This is a genomic window from Micromonospora sp. CNZ322 (genome assembly GCF_007827755.1).
Genome location: NZ_VITD01000006.1, coordinates 397,533 through 410,684 on the forward strand (window position 1 = coordinate 397,533; position 13,152 = coordinate 410,684).

A 13,152-nucleotide genomic window follows, 5' to 3' on the forward strand; every position below is an offset into this window, starting at 1 on the left:
AGCGGTCGTGCTCGGAACCAGCCTCCTTGGCCGGCTTCGCCGCCGTGACCCGGGTGACGCCATCCTGCGACGCGCGGCCCGGCTGACGCTCGTCGGGTCCGTCGTCTTCTACGGCTGCCGGTACGGCGCGGGCAGCTCGACGCTCGCCACGTACGGGTTGTTCGGCACGATCGCCGCCGGGTCGTTCGCGCAGCTCCCTGGTCCGGCGCCGCAACGGGCGCGGATCCTCGTGCTGTCGCTGCCGGTGGTGTGGGCGCTGATCGCGGCGGGCTCGCTGTTGGCGTGGAGCACCTGGGCGGCCGCCGGTGGCATGCTGGTCGTCGGGTTCGTGGTGGCGTTCGCCGGGGTCGGCAACCCTCGTCTGGTGGGTTTGGCGAGCGCGTTCCAGCTCTTCTACATCCTGGCGTCGTTCCCGCCGTACCAGCCGGACACCCTGCCGGAGCGACTCGGTGGGGTGACCCTCGCCGTAGTGCTGCTCGCCGCGGCCGAGGTGTTTCTCTGGCCCGACCCGGTGCCGGTCTCCTACCGGCAGCGCCTCGCCGAGGCGGCGGACGGCGTCGCCGCCTTCCTCGACGCCACCGCCGACGCCCTGACCCACCCGCACGCCGCTGCGGGTGACCCGGACGGGCGGCGCGAGCGGGCGCACGACGTGGTGGCGGCGATCGAGCTGAACCGCAGCCCTCCGGCCGGGGCGCCCACCGCTGCGGGCGCTCGGGATCGGGCGTTGCGGATCTGCGCGGCCGCGTTACGGGAGGTGCTCGGCGAGGCGGACCGGTTGGCGGCGGACGCCCCGCCGGAGCCGATCCCGGACCTGGCGGCGGCGCGTCTGCTGCGCTCGTGCGCGGACACCACCCGCGCGGTCGGCCGGAGCCTGTCGCCGGGTGCCCCGGCGGTGACCCCGGCCGACCTGGATGTGGCGGTCGGACGAGCCGAGGCGGCGTACCCGGTGGGAGACGGCCAGGTCCGCGACGCGCCGGACGTACCCCGGTTGTGCCGGGACGCGACCGCGCTGGCCCTCGCGGACCAGGTGCGGGTCTTCGTCGTCGGTTCCCGGGTGGCCACCGGGGCGCGGCTCGGCGGCGACGACGCCTCCTCGGCGCTGTTCGAGTACGCCCGACGCAGCCCGTGGACGCTGTACTGGTGGCAGTTCCGCTCCCACCTGGCGCCGCGCTCGGTCCACCTGCACAGCTCGCTGCGGCTGGCCGTGGCGCTGGCCATCGCCCGGGTGGCCGCCGGGGTGTTGCAGTTGACCCACGGCTTCTGGGTGCTGCTGGCCACCCTCACGGTCCTGCGCACGTCGGCCGCCGACACCCGTACCGCCCTGCGGCCGGCCGTGCTGGGCACGATCATCGGTGCGGTCGTCAGCGGCGGGGTGATGGTTGTCGTCGACGATCCGATCGTGTACGCCGTCGTCCTGCCGGTCACCCTGCTGCTGGCCTTCGGCGTCGGCCGCCTGCTCGGTCCGGTGTGGCAGCAGGCGCTGTTCACAGTGCTGCTGACTGTCGTCTTCGCCCAGCTCAGCCCGGAAGGGTGGCGGCTCGCCGAGGCCCGCCTCGTCGACGTGCTGCTCGGCGCGGTGATCGGTGTGCTCGCCGGGGTGGCGATCTGGCCGCGCGGCGCGGGCCACGACCTGCGGCACAACGCCACCCGGTACCTGGCGGCCAGCGCGGACGCGGTCGAACAGACGGTCCAGTCGATGCTCGGCGATGCTCCGCCACCCGCGCGTGCCCTCGGCCGGGTCCGTCGCCGGATGGTCCTGATCGACTCGTCGTACTGCCAGTACCACTCTGAGCGGCACGATCCGCACCGTCAACAGGTGAACTGGGACGCCGTGCTGAGCACCGGGCACCACGTCGTGCCCGGCGCGGAGTCGCTGCTGCGCCGCAACCCGCCCGGCTGCCTCGCCGGCTGGCCCGGGGCGGCGGCGCTGCTGCGGGACTCCGCCGGGCGCCTGCGATCGGCGTACGACGCCCTCGCCGACGAGGTCGCCCACGGCCGGACATCGGACCGGGCGTCGGTCTCAACCAGCTGCGTCGACCAGCTGGACCGGATCCGTCCGCTCCTCGGCGAGGCCGACCATCAGTCGGTCCGGCACCTGGTGGAGGTCGACCGGTGGCTCGCGGGCCTCGCCGACAGTCTTACCCGGACCCCGCTGCCCGCTGCCGACGAGTCGCTCGGGCGCCGCCGCAAGCGGTGACACCGGTGCCGCCGCGGTCGATGTGACCGATCCGGTGTCCCAACCAGTCATGACCTGTGGAAGCCCACCGGGGCCACGGAGGAAACATGGATCAGAACCTACGGGTGCTCTTCGACCGCGCTGTCGCCGACGAGCCGGAACTACCCCTGGTCGACCTGGTCGGTGACGCGGTGACCGCCGGCACCGGCCTGCGTCGACGCCGACAACGGCTGGTGGCGACAGGTGTTGCCGCCGTGATCGCCGTCGCGGCGGTGGGGGCGGTGAACGTGGCGACACCGCCGCAACGGTCGGCGCCGCCACCGACGACGGTGCCGGCGGCGTTCGGCATGCTCGTGAACAGGGCGTGCCAGGCCCCCGCTGACGAGACCGCGACCGACGCCGCGGTCTACCTTGCTCCCGAGATCACCGACCAGCAGCGCAGCGCGGTCAACCGCGCGCTGGACGCGGACCCGGCGGTCGGGACGGTGGTGTATGAGAGCCGCGAAGAGGCGCTGAAGAAGTTCAAGAAGGTGTACGCGGACGCTCCCGAACTCGTCGACCACATCGTGCCCAGCCAACTGCCGGAGTCATTCCGGATCACGCTCGTCGTGCGGTCGAGGTACGCGGAGCTGGCTGAGCGCGTCAAACGCCTTTCCGGGGTCGACGAGATCATCGGCATCGACTGCCCGGCCGGCACCAACGCGTCGGCGGTCGACTGATGGCGGCTGCCCGCTGGGGCGCGGCTCGACGGCGTGAGCAGAGCGCCCAGCAGGCGGAGTTCACCACCTTCGTCGAGACCACCGCACCGAGGCTTCGGCGTACCGCCTATCTGATGTGTCGCGACTGGCACCTCGCCCAGGACCTGACCCAGACGACCTTCGCGAAGATGTACGCGAACTGGGGCCGGATCCGGCACACCGCGAACCTTGAGGCGTACAGCCGTCGGGTCCTCATGAACGCCGTCTTCGACCAGAACAAGCGGCGCGGCGCCGCCGAGGTCGTGCTCGCCGAGCTGCCGGAGGGGTCGCCGCAACGGCCCGACGACACCACGGAGCTACACGTCGCCCTGCTCCAGGCGTTGGCCACCCTGCCGATCCGCGACCAGGCCATCGTGGTGCTCCGGCACTGGGAGGACCAGAGCGTCGACGCCGTCGCCAGCACCCTCGACGTCTCCGTGTCGGTGGTCAAGATGCAGAACGCCCGCGCGTTGACCAAGCTGCGGGCGTTGCTCGGTCAGGACTTCGTCCGCCTCTGACAGGCCGCCGATCGCCGATTGGCCGTGCCCGTTCGCCGTCGCCCCGCCTAGCGTCGACGGCATGGAGATTGAGCAGGCGCAGAAGCTGTGGCAGCCGGAGCCTGGCTGGTTGAACACCGCCAGCTACGGGTTGCCGCCGGAGCCGGCGTGGGCGGCGTTGCAGGAGGCTCTCGCGGCCTGGCGGGTTGGTCGTACGTCGTGGGAGGGCTGGGGCGAGTCGACGCACCGGGCTCGCGTCACCTTCGCCGACCTCATCGGGGTGCCGGTCGTTGACGTGGCGGTCGGCGCGGCGGTGTCCCAGCTCCTCGCGCCGGTCGCGGCGGCGCTGCCGGCGGGTGCCACGGTGGTGGTCCCCGAGGTCGAGTTCACCTCGAATCTCTTCCCCTGGCTGGTTCAGGAGGAGCGTGGCGTCAAGGTCCGCACGGTGCCGCTGGAGTCGCTGGTCGACGCCATCGACGCCGACACCGACCTGGTGGCGTTCAGCCTGGTCCAGTCGGCCGACGGGGCGGTCGCCGCGTACGACGAGATCGTGGCCGCGGCCCGCGCTCACGACGCGCTGGTGGCTGTGGACGCGACCCAGGCGTGCGGCTGGCTGCCGTTCGACGGCAGCCGGGCCGACGCGGTGGCGGTGGGCGGCTACAAGTGGCTGATGAATCCGCGCGGGACCGCGTACGCCTATCTGGCCCCCGGGTTGCGTGAGCGGTTGCGCCCCGACGCGGCCGGCTGGTACGCGGGCCGGGACCCGCACGCCTCCTACTACGGCCCGCCGCTGCGGCTGGCCGACGACGCCCGCCGGTTCGACATCTCACCGGCCTGGTTCAGCTGGGTCGGTGCGGCGCCCGCCCTGGAGGTGGTCGCCGAGATCGGTGTGCCGGTGATCGGGGCGCACAACGTGGCGCTGGCCAACCGGTTCCTGACCGGGCTGGGCCGGGCACCGGGGGAGAGCGCCATCGTCAGTGTGGACGTGCCGGGCGCGGAGCAGCGCCTCGCGGCGGCCGGCATCCGGGCGGCGGTGCGCGCCGGACGGGTCCGGGCCTCGTTCCACATCTACTCCACCGAGGCCGACGTGGACGCCGCGTTGACGGCGTTGACCGGCTGAACCTGGCGCCGAGGACGGCCGGGCGTGCAGCCGGCCGTCCTCGACGGCATCAGACGTCCGGCTCAGGCCAGGTGGCCACCGATCTTCGTGTAGCCGCGCAGCAGGTCCCGCGAGATGATCAGCCGCTGCATCTCGTCGGTGCCCTCGAAGATCCGGTAGAGCCGGACCTGCCGGTACCAACGTTCGATCGGCAGCTCTCGGGTGTAGCCCATGCCGCCGTGGATCTGGAGCACCCGGTCGACCACCCGGTTGACCATGCCGGCGCCGTAGAGCTTGCCCATCGACGAGGCGTGCCGGGGGTCCAGGCCCGCGTCGACCGTCCACGCCGAGCGCAGCACCAGCCAGCGGGCCGCCTCCAGCTCCGTCTCGGAGTCGGCGATCATCCACTGGATGGCCTGGTTGGTGCCGATCTTCGTGCCGAAGGTCTCCCGGGTGTTGGCGTACTCGATGGCCATCTGCAACACCCGCTCGGCGATGCCGATGGCGTGCGACGGGATGGTGTAGCGCCCCTTGCCGATCCACTCCATGCCGAGCGTGAAGCCCTGCCCGATCTCACCCAAGATGTTGCGGTGCGGCACGCGTACGCCGTCGAAGATGAGCGACGCGGGCCCGCCCTCGCCCATCGTCTGGATGAACTCGGAGCGCCAGCCCATCGACCGGTCCACCAGGAACGCGGTGGCGCCGCCGTTGCGGGCGCCCTTATCCCGGTCGGTCACCGCGACCACGATGGCGAAGTCGGCGTCGTGGCCGCCGGTGATGAAGGTCTTCTCGCCGTCGAGGATCCAGTCGTCGCCGTCACGGCGGGCGGACAGCCGGATGTTTGCCGCGTCGGATCCGGCGCCCGGTTCGGTGATCGCGAAGCAGGAGCGTCGCTCGCCCTCGATGGTCGGGATGAGGAACTCCCGCTTCTGCTCCTCGGTGGCGTGGAACAGGATGTTGTCCGCCTCGCCGCCGAAGCGGAACGGCACGAACGTGCGGCCCAGCTCGGTCCAGATCAACGACTGGAGTACGGCCGGCAGGTTCATCCCGCCGTACTCCTCCGGGGTGGCCAGGCCCCAGAAGCCGAACTTGCGCGCCTTGAGTTGCAGTTCGCGCACCTCGGAGTGGTCGAGGCCCGGCTGGTGCGCCCGTTCCCGGCGGAGCACCTCCGCTTCCAGGGGCATCACCTCGCGGGTGATGAACGCGCGCACGGTGTCCCGGACGGCGCGTTCCTCGTCGGACAGTGCGAAGTCCACGGTTCCCCCTCGGTCGGCGTGGTGGTGTGCCGCCACGGGCCGTAGCGGTTCCTCATAAACTAGCGGTGTAAGTTTTCATTCGTCCAGACCCCTTCTCCGGCCGACATGGTGACGCCTGCCCGCGGGCGGTCCCCGATAGGGTGCGTGAACAGGTGGTTCCCACGGGGAGGGACACCGCAGACCGAGGAGTTCTGACGTGCCCCGACCTCGACGGCCTCTGCTCACCCGCGACCGGATCGTCGAGACGGCGCTCGCGCTGATCGACGCCGACGGGCTCGGCGCGCTCTCCACCCGCCGACTCGCCGCCGCGCTCGGCGTACAGGGCCCCTCGCTCTACAACCACTTCGCCACCAAGGACGAGATCCTCGACGCGGTCGCCGACACGGTTACCGGTGCCGTCGACACCAGCGGCTTCGCCAGCCGGGACTGGCTCGCGGCGCTGCGGGACTGGGCGTGGTCGTACCGGCGGGCGCTCACCGCGCACCCGAACATCGTGCCGTACCTGGCGCAGGGGCCGGGTCGGCGACCGGCTGCCCTCGCCATGGCCGACGCGGTCTACGGCGGGCTGGTCCGGGCCGGTTGGCCGCCGGCCCGCGCCACCCACATCGGCGCGGCGCTGCGTTACTTCGTGGCCGGGTCGGCGCTCGGCTCGTTCGCCCGCGGCTTCGTCGAGGACCCGGAGCTGTACGCGGCGCACTACCCGCACCTGCGCCAAGCCCACCGGCTCGCCGAACACCAGCAGAGCGTGGACGAGGGCGCCTTCGCCCTCGGCCTGGATGCCCTGCTGCACGGTCTGGCCGCCGAGTACACCCGCACCGTCGACACGGTGGAGTCCGCCCGGCCCAAGGGGTAGCGTCCAAACTCCCAGCGCTAGTTTCATCGCCCGTCTCGACCCCCGTCGCCATCGCCCATCGCCCACCCTCGAAGGGACGACATGGACCTCGCCGCCCCGCCGTCGCTGTTGCCCGACTCCCTGCGCCTCCGGCGCCACCTGCACGTCGGCGGGGAGTGGAAGCCTCCCGCCGACGCTGGTCTCATCGACGTGGAGAACCCGAGCACCGGAGAGCTGATCGGGCAGGTGCCGGCCGGCACCCCGGCCGACGTGGATCGCGCCGTGGCCGCGGCCCGGGCCGCGTTTCCCGGCTGGTCGGGCGCCACCCCCGCCGAGCGCTCCGCCCACCTCGACCGGCTGCACGCGGCGCTCAGCGCCCGCGCCGACGACCTCGCCCGCACCATCGCCGTGGAGCTGGGCTCGCCGCTCAAGCTCGCCACCCGGGTGCAGGTCGGGCTCCCCCTGACAGTGCTGCGGGACCACGTCGCGCTCGCCGCCCGCGCGCCGGTCGAGGAGAGCATCGGCAACTCCCTGGTCGTCCGCGAGCCGATCGGTGTGGTCGGCGCGATCACCCCGTGGAACTACCCACTGCACCAGGTGATGGCGAAGCTCGCACCCGCCTTGGCCGCCGGTTGCACTGTGGTGCTCAAACCCAGTGAGCTGACCCCGTTGACCGCGTACTTGCTCTTCGACGCGGTCACCGAAGCCGGCCTGCCGCCGGGCGTGCTCAACCTGGTCCCCGGCACCGGGCAGGTGGTCGGTGAGGCGCTTGCCGGGCACCCCGACGTCGACCTGGTCTCCTTCACCGGCTCCACCGCCACCGGCGCGCGGATCATGCGGCTCGCCGCCGACCGGATCGCCCGGGTCGCGTTGGAGCTGGGCGGCAAGTCCGCCAACGTGATCCTCCCCGACGCCGATCTGGCCACCGCCGTCAAGGTGGGCGTCGGCAACGCCCTGCTCAACTCCGGGCAGACCTGTACCGCCTGGACCCGGATGCTGGTGCACCGCGACAGGTACGACGAAGCCCTCCACCTGATCGCCACGGCGGTGGCCGGCTACCGACTCGGCGACCCGTTCGATCCGGCGACCCGGCTCGGCCCGCTGGTCTCCGCCGCCCAGGCCGAGCGGGTGCGTGGCCACATCGACCGGGCCCTCGCCGACGGCGCCCGGCTGGTCGCCGGCGGGCCCGACGCCCCGGTGCCGACCCGGGGGCACTTCGTCGCCCCGACCGTCTTCGCCGACGTGCACCCCGACAGCGCGCTCGCCCAGGAGGAGGTCTTCGGCCCGGTGCTCGCCGTCATCCCGTTCGCCGACACCGACGAGGCGGTCGCCATCGCCAACAACTCGAAGTACGGGCTGGCCGGCGCGGTCTGGTCCGCCGACACCGACGCGGCGCTCGCCGTGGCCCGGCGGCTGCGCACCGGCGCTGTCGACATCAACGGTGCGCCGTTCAACCCGCTCGCCCCGTTCGGCGGCTACAAGCAGTCCGGCCTGGGCCGGGAGTTGGGCGTGCACGGGCTGGCCGAGTTCTGCGAGCTGAAGGCGATCCAGCGATGACCGACCCCGAACTGTCCCCGGCCGTGCCGGGTGGCGGCACCGAACTGTCCCCGGCCGCGCCGGGCGGCGGCACCGAGCCGGCGTCCGCGCCGGTCATTGTTCGCGCGCTGGTCGCACGAGGGTCCGGCGCCGAGCTGCGGGTCGAGCGGGTACGCCTGCCAGCGCCCGGCCCCGGCGAGGTGCGGGTGACGATCCGGGCGGCCGGTGTCTGCCATTCCGACCTGTCCATGGTCAACGGCACCCTCGCCGCGAGGTTCCCACTGGTGCTCGGGCACGAGGCGACCGGCGTGGTGGCCGAGGTCGGGCCGGGCAGTCAGCTGACCGTCGGCACACCGGTCGTGCTCAACTGGGCACCGGCCTGCCGGGCCTGCTGGTGGTGCCGGCGAGGCGAGCCGTGGCTCTGCGCCGACACCACGGCCCCGACAGTGCCGCGCGGCGAGACCGACGACGGGGTCCCGCTGCACCTGACCCTCGGCCTCGGCGCGCTCGCCGAGGCGGTCGTGGTACCCGAGCGTGCCGTCATCCCGATCCCCGCCGGGCTGCCGCCCGAGCAGGCCGCACTGCTCGGCTGTGCGGTGCTCACCGGCGTCGGCGCGGTCCGGAACACCGCCCGGGTGGCACCCGGCGAGTCGGTCGCTGTCGTCGGGCTCGGTGGGGTCGGGCTCGCCGTGCTCAGCGCGGCCCGCCGGGCCGGTGCCACGACGATCCTGGCCATCGACGTCGCCGAGGCGAAACGGGACCTGGCGCTGGCCGCCGGGGCGACCGACTTTCTGCTCTCCGACGACCGGCTCTCCAAGGAGGTACGGGCGCGCACCGAGAGCCGGGGCGTCGACCACGCCTTCGAGTGCGTCGGTCGGGCCGCCACCATCCGCGCCGCCTGGCGGCTGACCCGGCGCGGGGGAGCGGTGACGGTGGTCGGCATGGGCGCCAAGGACGACATGGTCAGCCTGGGCGCGCTGGACATCTTCCACTCCGCGCGCACGCTGCGCTCCTCGGTGTACGGCTCGTCCGATCCGGACCGGGAGGTGCCGGTGCTGGCCGCCGAGCTGGCCGACAGCGCACTGGATCTGGGTGTGCTGGTCAGCGGGACGATTCCGTTGGACGAGGCGCCCGCGGCGTTCGACAGACTGGCCCGGGGTGAGGGCGCTCGCTGGGTGGTCACCCTGGACTGACGCTGGTCACAGCCGGGAACTCAGCGCGTCGACGATCTCAGCACGTCGACTTCGCAGCCTGGTGCCCACGGGTCGAAGCCGTGCTCGACGAGCCAGCGGACGGCCAGCAGGCTTCGCAGCGACCACCACGCGCGGATCACGTCGAGGTCGACGTCGGCGCGGTAACCGGCGAGGAGGTCGCCGAGGTGCTCCTCGTGGCCGAGCGTCAAGGTGGCGAGGTCGAAGAGGGCGTCGCCCTGGCACGCCTCGGACCAGTCGAGTACGCCGGTGATCTGGTCACCGTCGACGAACACGTGGGCGATCTGTAGGTCGCCGTGCGTGAACACCGGGGTCCACGGCCGGAGCGCCGCCTCGGCGACCTGGCGGTTGCGCGTGACCAGGCCGGTGGGGAGGACGCCGTTGGCGACGAGCCACTCACACTCGGCGTCGAGCTGCGATGTCAACTCGTCGCAGTCGCGGCCGGCCCATGGCGGTAGCGGCGCGTCGTGCAGCTTCCGAGCGGCGGCACCCGCTGCGGCCCACGCCGCTGGCGACGCGGTCGACGGCTCGCCGAGGCGACCAAGCGCCGTTCCGGGAAGGGCGGCGAGCGCGAGTACGGGCGGCTTGCGCCAGAGAACCTCGGGGGTTGGGACCGGCGCCAGCGTCATCGCCTCGACCTCGACGTCGGTGCGCCCCGGATCAGTGTCGATCTTCAGGAACACGTCGCCGACGCGCACTGTCGCCCGTTCCTGGTGGGCGACGACGACTTCGACCTCCGGCACAACGGCCATTGTCGCGACCCGACCATCGACATCCCAGCGATTTGTCGGGGGCGGTGGCGGGGTTGGCCAGGTGCCCTGGGTCGACCCGGGATGGGCCAACCCTGGGCACCCGGGCAACGAGGCCGGGGCGACTGGTCAGAAGGGTGGGGCGTCCTCGCCCATCAGCGCCAGCACGACGCCGCCCTTGCCGCTCTTGAGGCCCTGGACGACGACCTTGCCGGTGCTGCCGTCGGGCAGCTCCAAGGTGAAGGTCTTTCCGACCGCGTTCTTGGGGCCGTTGCCGGCACTGTTGGCGGGTCGGAAGTCGCCTGCCCAGGGCGGAATCCCGCCCCTACGGGCCGGCTCGGCGAAGAGCGCGGCGGTGCCGGGGGTCCTGGTGCCGTCTGAGGAAAGGAGGACTGAGGCGCTGCGAAAGGTAGCCATATGCGCCAAGGCTAACCCGGACCATGCCGTTCGCGGCACCACAGCTGCCCCGGAACGGCGATTCGGTTGACCTCTCGCCCCGGGACGTTGCGCCGGGAGCGATACCTAGCAGTACTATGCATCGTACCTCTAGGTTTCGGAGTGGGGGGTTTCATGAGGGTCGCCAAGGATCTGGTCGCCGCCTCGGCGACGCCGATGGTGCTCGGCATCCTGGCGGAGGGCGAGAGCTACGGCTACGCCATCCTCCGGCGGATCAACGAGCTGTCCGGGGGTGAGCTGGACTGGACCGAAGGGCTGCTCTACCCGTTGCTGCACCGGCTCGAGCGCCTCGGTCACCTGGAGTCGAGCTGGCAGGCGGTCGCCGGCGAGCGGAAGCGCAAGTACTACCGCATCACCGACCGGGGTCTGGCCGAGCTGGCCGAACAGCGCCGGCAGTGGGACACCGTGGTGGGTGCGCTCAAGGAGATCTGGCACGACCGCGCGCCGCTGACGGTGCACCCGTTGGAGGGCCTGGCATGACGGCGCACGAGGGGCCGCAGGAGCTTGAAGCGCAGTTCGAGCAGTGGCGCCAGTACGTGCTGCGCCGCCGGGAGCTGCAAGCGGTGGACGCCGACGAACTGGAAGACCACCTTCGTGGCTCCGTCGACGAGCTCGTCGCCGCCGGCCTGAGCCCGGACGAGGCGTTCCTGGTGGCGGTGAAACGAATGGGCAGCCTCGACGACCTGTCCCGCGAGTTCGCCCGGGAACACTCCGAACGGTTGTGGAAGCAGTTGGTGCTGACCGGCGACTCCGGCAGCGCGGTCGGCGGCACCCGCTCCCGCCGGGACCTGTGGGTCATGCTCGGCTGTGCGGCGGGTGCTGTGGTGTCCGTCAAGGCGCCAGCGCTGTTCGGGCTGAGCTTCGCCGACGACGGCTCGTTCTACGCGCGGAACTTCACACTGTTCGCGCTGCCCTGGCTGGCGGCGTACCTGGCCTGGCGCCGGGGGGCCCGCCGGATGGTGATCGCGGCACTGGCGGTGCTCTTCGTCCTCGGCGCCGTGGCGGCCAACGCCTACCCTCTGGCGGACGATTCACAGTCCGTTGTCGTCACCAGCATCCACCTGCCCATCGCCCTGTGGCTGGTGGTCGGCCTGGCCTATGTCGCCGACGACTGGCGCTCGTCCCGTCGACGCATGGACTTCATCCGGTTCACCGGCGAGTGGTTCATCTACCTGGTGCTGATGGCCCTCGGTGGCGGCGTGCTCTCCGCGTTCCTGTTCAACACCTTCGCGGCCATCGGGATCGTCCCGGAGGCGTTCATCTCGCAGTGGCTGCTGCCCGGTGGCGCCGCGGCCGCGGTCGTGGTGGCCGGGTGGCTCGTCGAGGCCAAGCAGAGTGTCGTCGAGAACATCGCGCCGGTCCTCACCCGGCTGTTCACCCCGCTCTTCACGGCCGCCCTGCTCGCCTTCCTCGTCGCTGTCGTCTGGACCAGCCACGGCATCGACGTCGAGCGGGAGGCGCTGCTCCTCTTCGACCTCCTGCTGGTCGTGGTGCTGGGGTTGCTGCTCTACTCACTCTCGGCCCGTGACCCGCTGGCCCCGCCCGGCCCGTTCGACAAGCTCCAACTCGCGCTCGTGGTCAGTGCGTTGGCCATCGACGTGCTGGTGCTGCTGGAGATCACCGGGCGCATCACCGACGAGTACGGCGGCACGCCGAACCGGGCGGCCGCGCTCGGCGAGAACGTGATCCTGCTGGTCAACCTCGCGTGGTCGGCGTGGCTGCTGCTGTCCTTCATCCGTCGGCGCACGCCGTTCGCGGCGCTCGAACGGTGGCAGACCGGCTACCTGCCGGTGTATGCCGCGTGGGCCTGGATCGTGGTCCTCGTCTTCCCGCCGCTGTTCAGCTTCGCCTAGACGAGTAATTCCTCACGGCCTCACCGTGCGCCCGGCTGGCCCGCCATGTCGATCTGCCGGGGAGCGGTATACCTCAGGGGCGTACATATGCCTCTGAGGTATACCGCTTGATGCCGTATCCGCCCCGGCGAAGGTGGCCGATGGTGATCGCCCTGGGGCTGCGGGTCACTTGCCGGTGACGATGCCCGGGTTGATGCAGAGCCCCGGGTTCGCGCCGTTCTTCTCCGCGATCTCCAGACAACGGGTCACCTTGTCGACAGTCGCGTTGGTCTCGGTGATCTGCTTGGAGATCTCGGCGTTCTTGCGGTCCTGCTCCAGGTTGCGGGTCTGCGCCAGCTTGTCCTGGAACGCCTTGATGTTGCCCTCGGTCTTGTCGTCGTGGTTCACCCGGGTGATGGTCACCGAGAGGATGTCCACGTCGGTGGCGAGGCGGGCCTCCGCGCTGGTCTTGATGTTCGCGGCGAACGGCTTCAGGTCGACGTTGAGGTCGCCGGTCTGGGCGTCGATCTTCTCCAGTGGGTTGTACGCGGCGAAGGCGTCGTTGACCGCGCTGTCGAGCTGCACACCCACCCGCTGACCCCGGAAGCTGCCGAAGTCGCCCTTGTAGTCCATGAACTGCTTCGGCGCGTTCTCCGGCTTGACCTGCCATTCGACGTGTGCTGTCCCGAGACATGTGTCAAGGGGAAGTCCCGATAGATGTGTCAGGTGTTGTTGATCAGGCTGCTCGGGTGAGGCTGATGTAGGTCCGGT

Annotated in this window: 13 protein-coding genes; 9 read left to right on the plus strand and 4 right to left on the minus strand. The window is 71.6% G+C overall.

The features are described 5' to 3' along the window. The first annotated feature begins 7 nt into the window (after positions 1-7). The 4 genes from FB453_RS17685 to FB453_RS17700 all read left to right on the plus strand — a co-directional run bounded on the left by FB453_RS17685 (position 8) and on the right by FB453_RS17700 (position 4,530). Positions 8-2,197: an FUSC family protein gene (locus FB453_RS17685; RefSeq protein WP_486480313.1), complete on the plus strand. Its 2,190-nt coding sequence runs from the start codon at positions 8-10 to the stop codon at positions 2,195-2,197. Positions 2,198-2,283: 86 nt separating this feature from the next. After that, positions 2,284-2,895: a permease-like cell division protein FtsX gene (locus tag FB453_RS17690; RefSeq protein WP_145791610.1), complete on the plus strand. Its 612-nt coding sequence runs from the start codon at positions 2,284-2,286 to the stop codon at positions 2,893-2,895. After that, positions 2,895-3,431 (plus strand): SigE family RNA polymerase sigma factor, encoded by a 537-nt coding sequence (locus FB453_RS17695; protein ID WP_145791612.1) that lies wholly within the window; start codon positions 2,895-2,897, stop codon positions 3,429-3,431. Before FB453_RS17690 ends, FB453_RS17695 begins: the two co-directional genes overlap by 1 nt. Positions 3,432-3,492: 61 nt before the next feature. Continuing rightward, on the plus strand, positions 3,493-4,530 hold the full coding sequence (locus FB453_RS17700; RefSeq protein WP_145791614.1) for an aminotransferase class V-fold PLP-dependent enzyme: 1,038 nt from the start codon (positions 3,493-3,495) through the stop codon (positions 4,528-4,530). Positions 4,531-4,592: 62 nt separating this feature from the next. On the opposite strand, the gene FB453_RS17705 is transcribed toward FB453_RS17700, so the two are convergent. After that, a complete protein-coding gene (locus tag FB453_RS17705; protein WP_145791617.1) occupies positions 4,593-5,765 on the minus strand; it encodes an acyl-CoA dehydrogenase family protein in 1,173 nt (390 codons plus the stop codon). 196 nt (positions 5,766-5,961) lie between these two features. Between FB453_RS17705 and FB453_RS17710 the strand changes: the two genes are divergently transcribed. From FB453_RS17710 to FB453_RS17720, 3 genes are all read left to right on the plus strand, one after another. Further along, positions 5,962-6,618 carry a TetR/AcrR family transcriptional regulator C-terminal domain-containing protein gene (locus FB453_RS17710; RefSeq protein WP_145791619.1) on the plus strand — a complete coding sequence of 219 codons (657 nt, stop codon included), beginning with the start codon at positions 5,962-5,964 and terminating at the stop codon, positions 6,616-6,618. Positions 6,619-6,699: 81 nt separating this feature from the next. Next, complete coding sequence (locus tag FB453_RS17715; RefSeq protein WP_145791621.1) at positions 6,700-8,154, plus strand: aldehyde dehydrogenase family protein; 1,455 nt, start codon at positions 6,700-6,702, stop codon at positions 8,152-8,154. Next, positions 8,151-9,326 carry an MDR/zinc-dependent alcohol dehydrogenase-like family protein gene (locus FB453_RS17720; protein WP_486480314.1) on the plus strand — a complete coding sequence of 392 codons (1,176 nt, stop codon included), beginning with the start codon at positions 8,151-8,153 and terminating at the stop codon, positions 9,324-9,326. Before FB453_RS17715 ends, FB453_RS17720 begins: the two co-directional genes overlap by 4 nt. A 20-nt stretch (positions 9,327-9,346) precedes the next feature. Here FB453_RS17720 and FB453_RS17725 read toward each other — a convergent pair whose 3' ends face one another. Together FB453_RS17725 and FB453_RS17730 are read right to left on the minus strand one after the other, a co-directional pair. Next, the gene (locus tag FB453_RS17725; protein ID WP_222431365.1) at positions 9,347-10,096 is read right to left on the minus strand and encodes a phosphotransferase; all 750 of its coding nucleotides are present in this window, start codon (positions 10,094-10,096) and stop codon (positions 9,347-9,349) included. 126 nt (positions 10,097-10,222) lie between these two features. Further along, on the minus strand, positions 10,223-10,510 hold the full coding sequence (locus tag FB453_RS17730; protein WP_030488337.1) for a hypothetical protein: 288 nt from the start codon (positions 10,508-10,510) through the stop codon (positions 10,223-10,225). A gap of 153 nt (positions 10,511-10,663) precedes the next feature. Between FB453_RS17730 and FB453_RS17735 the strand changes: the two genes are divergently transcribed. Together FB453_RS17735 and FB453_RS17740 are read left to right on the plus strand one after the other, a co-directional pair. Further along, positions 10,664-11,029 (plus strand): PadR family transcriptional regulator, encoded by a 366-nt coding sequence (locus FB453_RS17735; RefSeq protein ID WP_145791626.1) that lies wholly within the window; start codon positions 10,664-10,666, stop codon positions 11,027-11,029. Continuing rightward, positions 11,026-12,402: a permease prefix domain 1-containing protein gene (locus FB453_RS17740; protein ID WP_145791629.1), complete on the plus strand. Its 1,377-nt coding sequence runs from the start codon at positions 11,026-11,028 to the stop codon at positions 12,400-12,402. Before FB453_RS17735 ends, FB453_RS17740 begins: the two co-directional genes overlap by 4 nt. A gap of 165 nt (positions 12,403-12,567) precedes the next feature. Here FB453_RS17740 and FB453_RS17745 read toward each other — a convergent pair whose 3' ends face one another. Continuing rightward, complete coding sequence (locus tag FB453_RS17745; protein ID WP_486480315.1) at positions 12,568-13,014, minus strand: hypothetical protein; 447 nt, start codon at positions 13,012-13,014, stop codon at positions 12,568-12,570. Between the last annotated feature and the right edge of the window lie 138 nt (positions 13,015-13,152).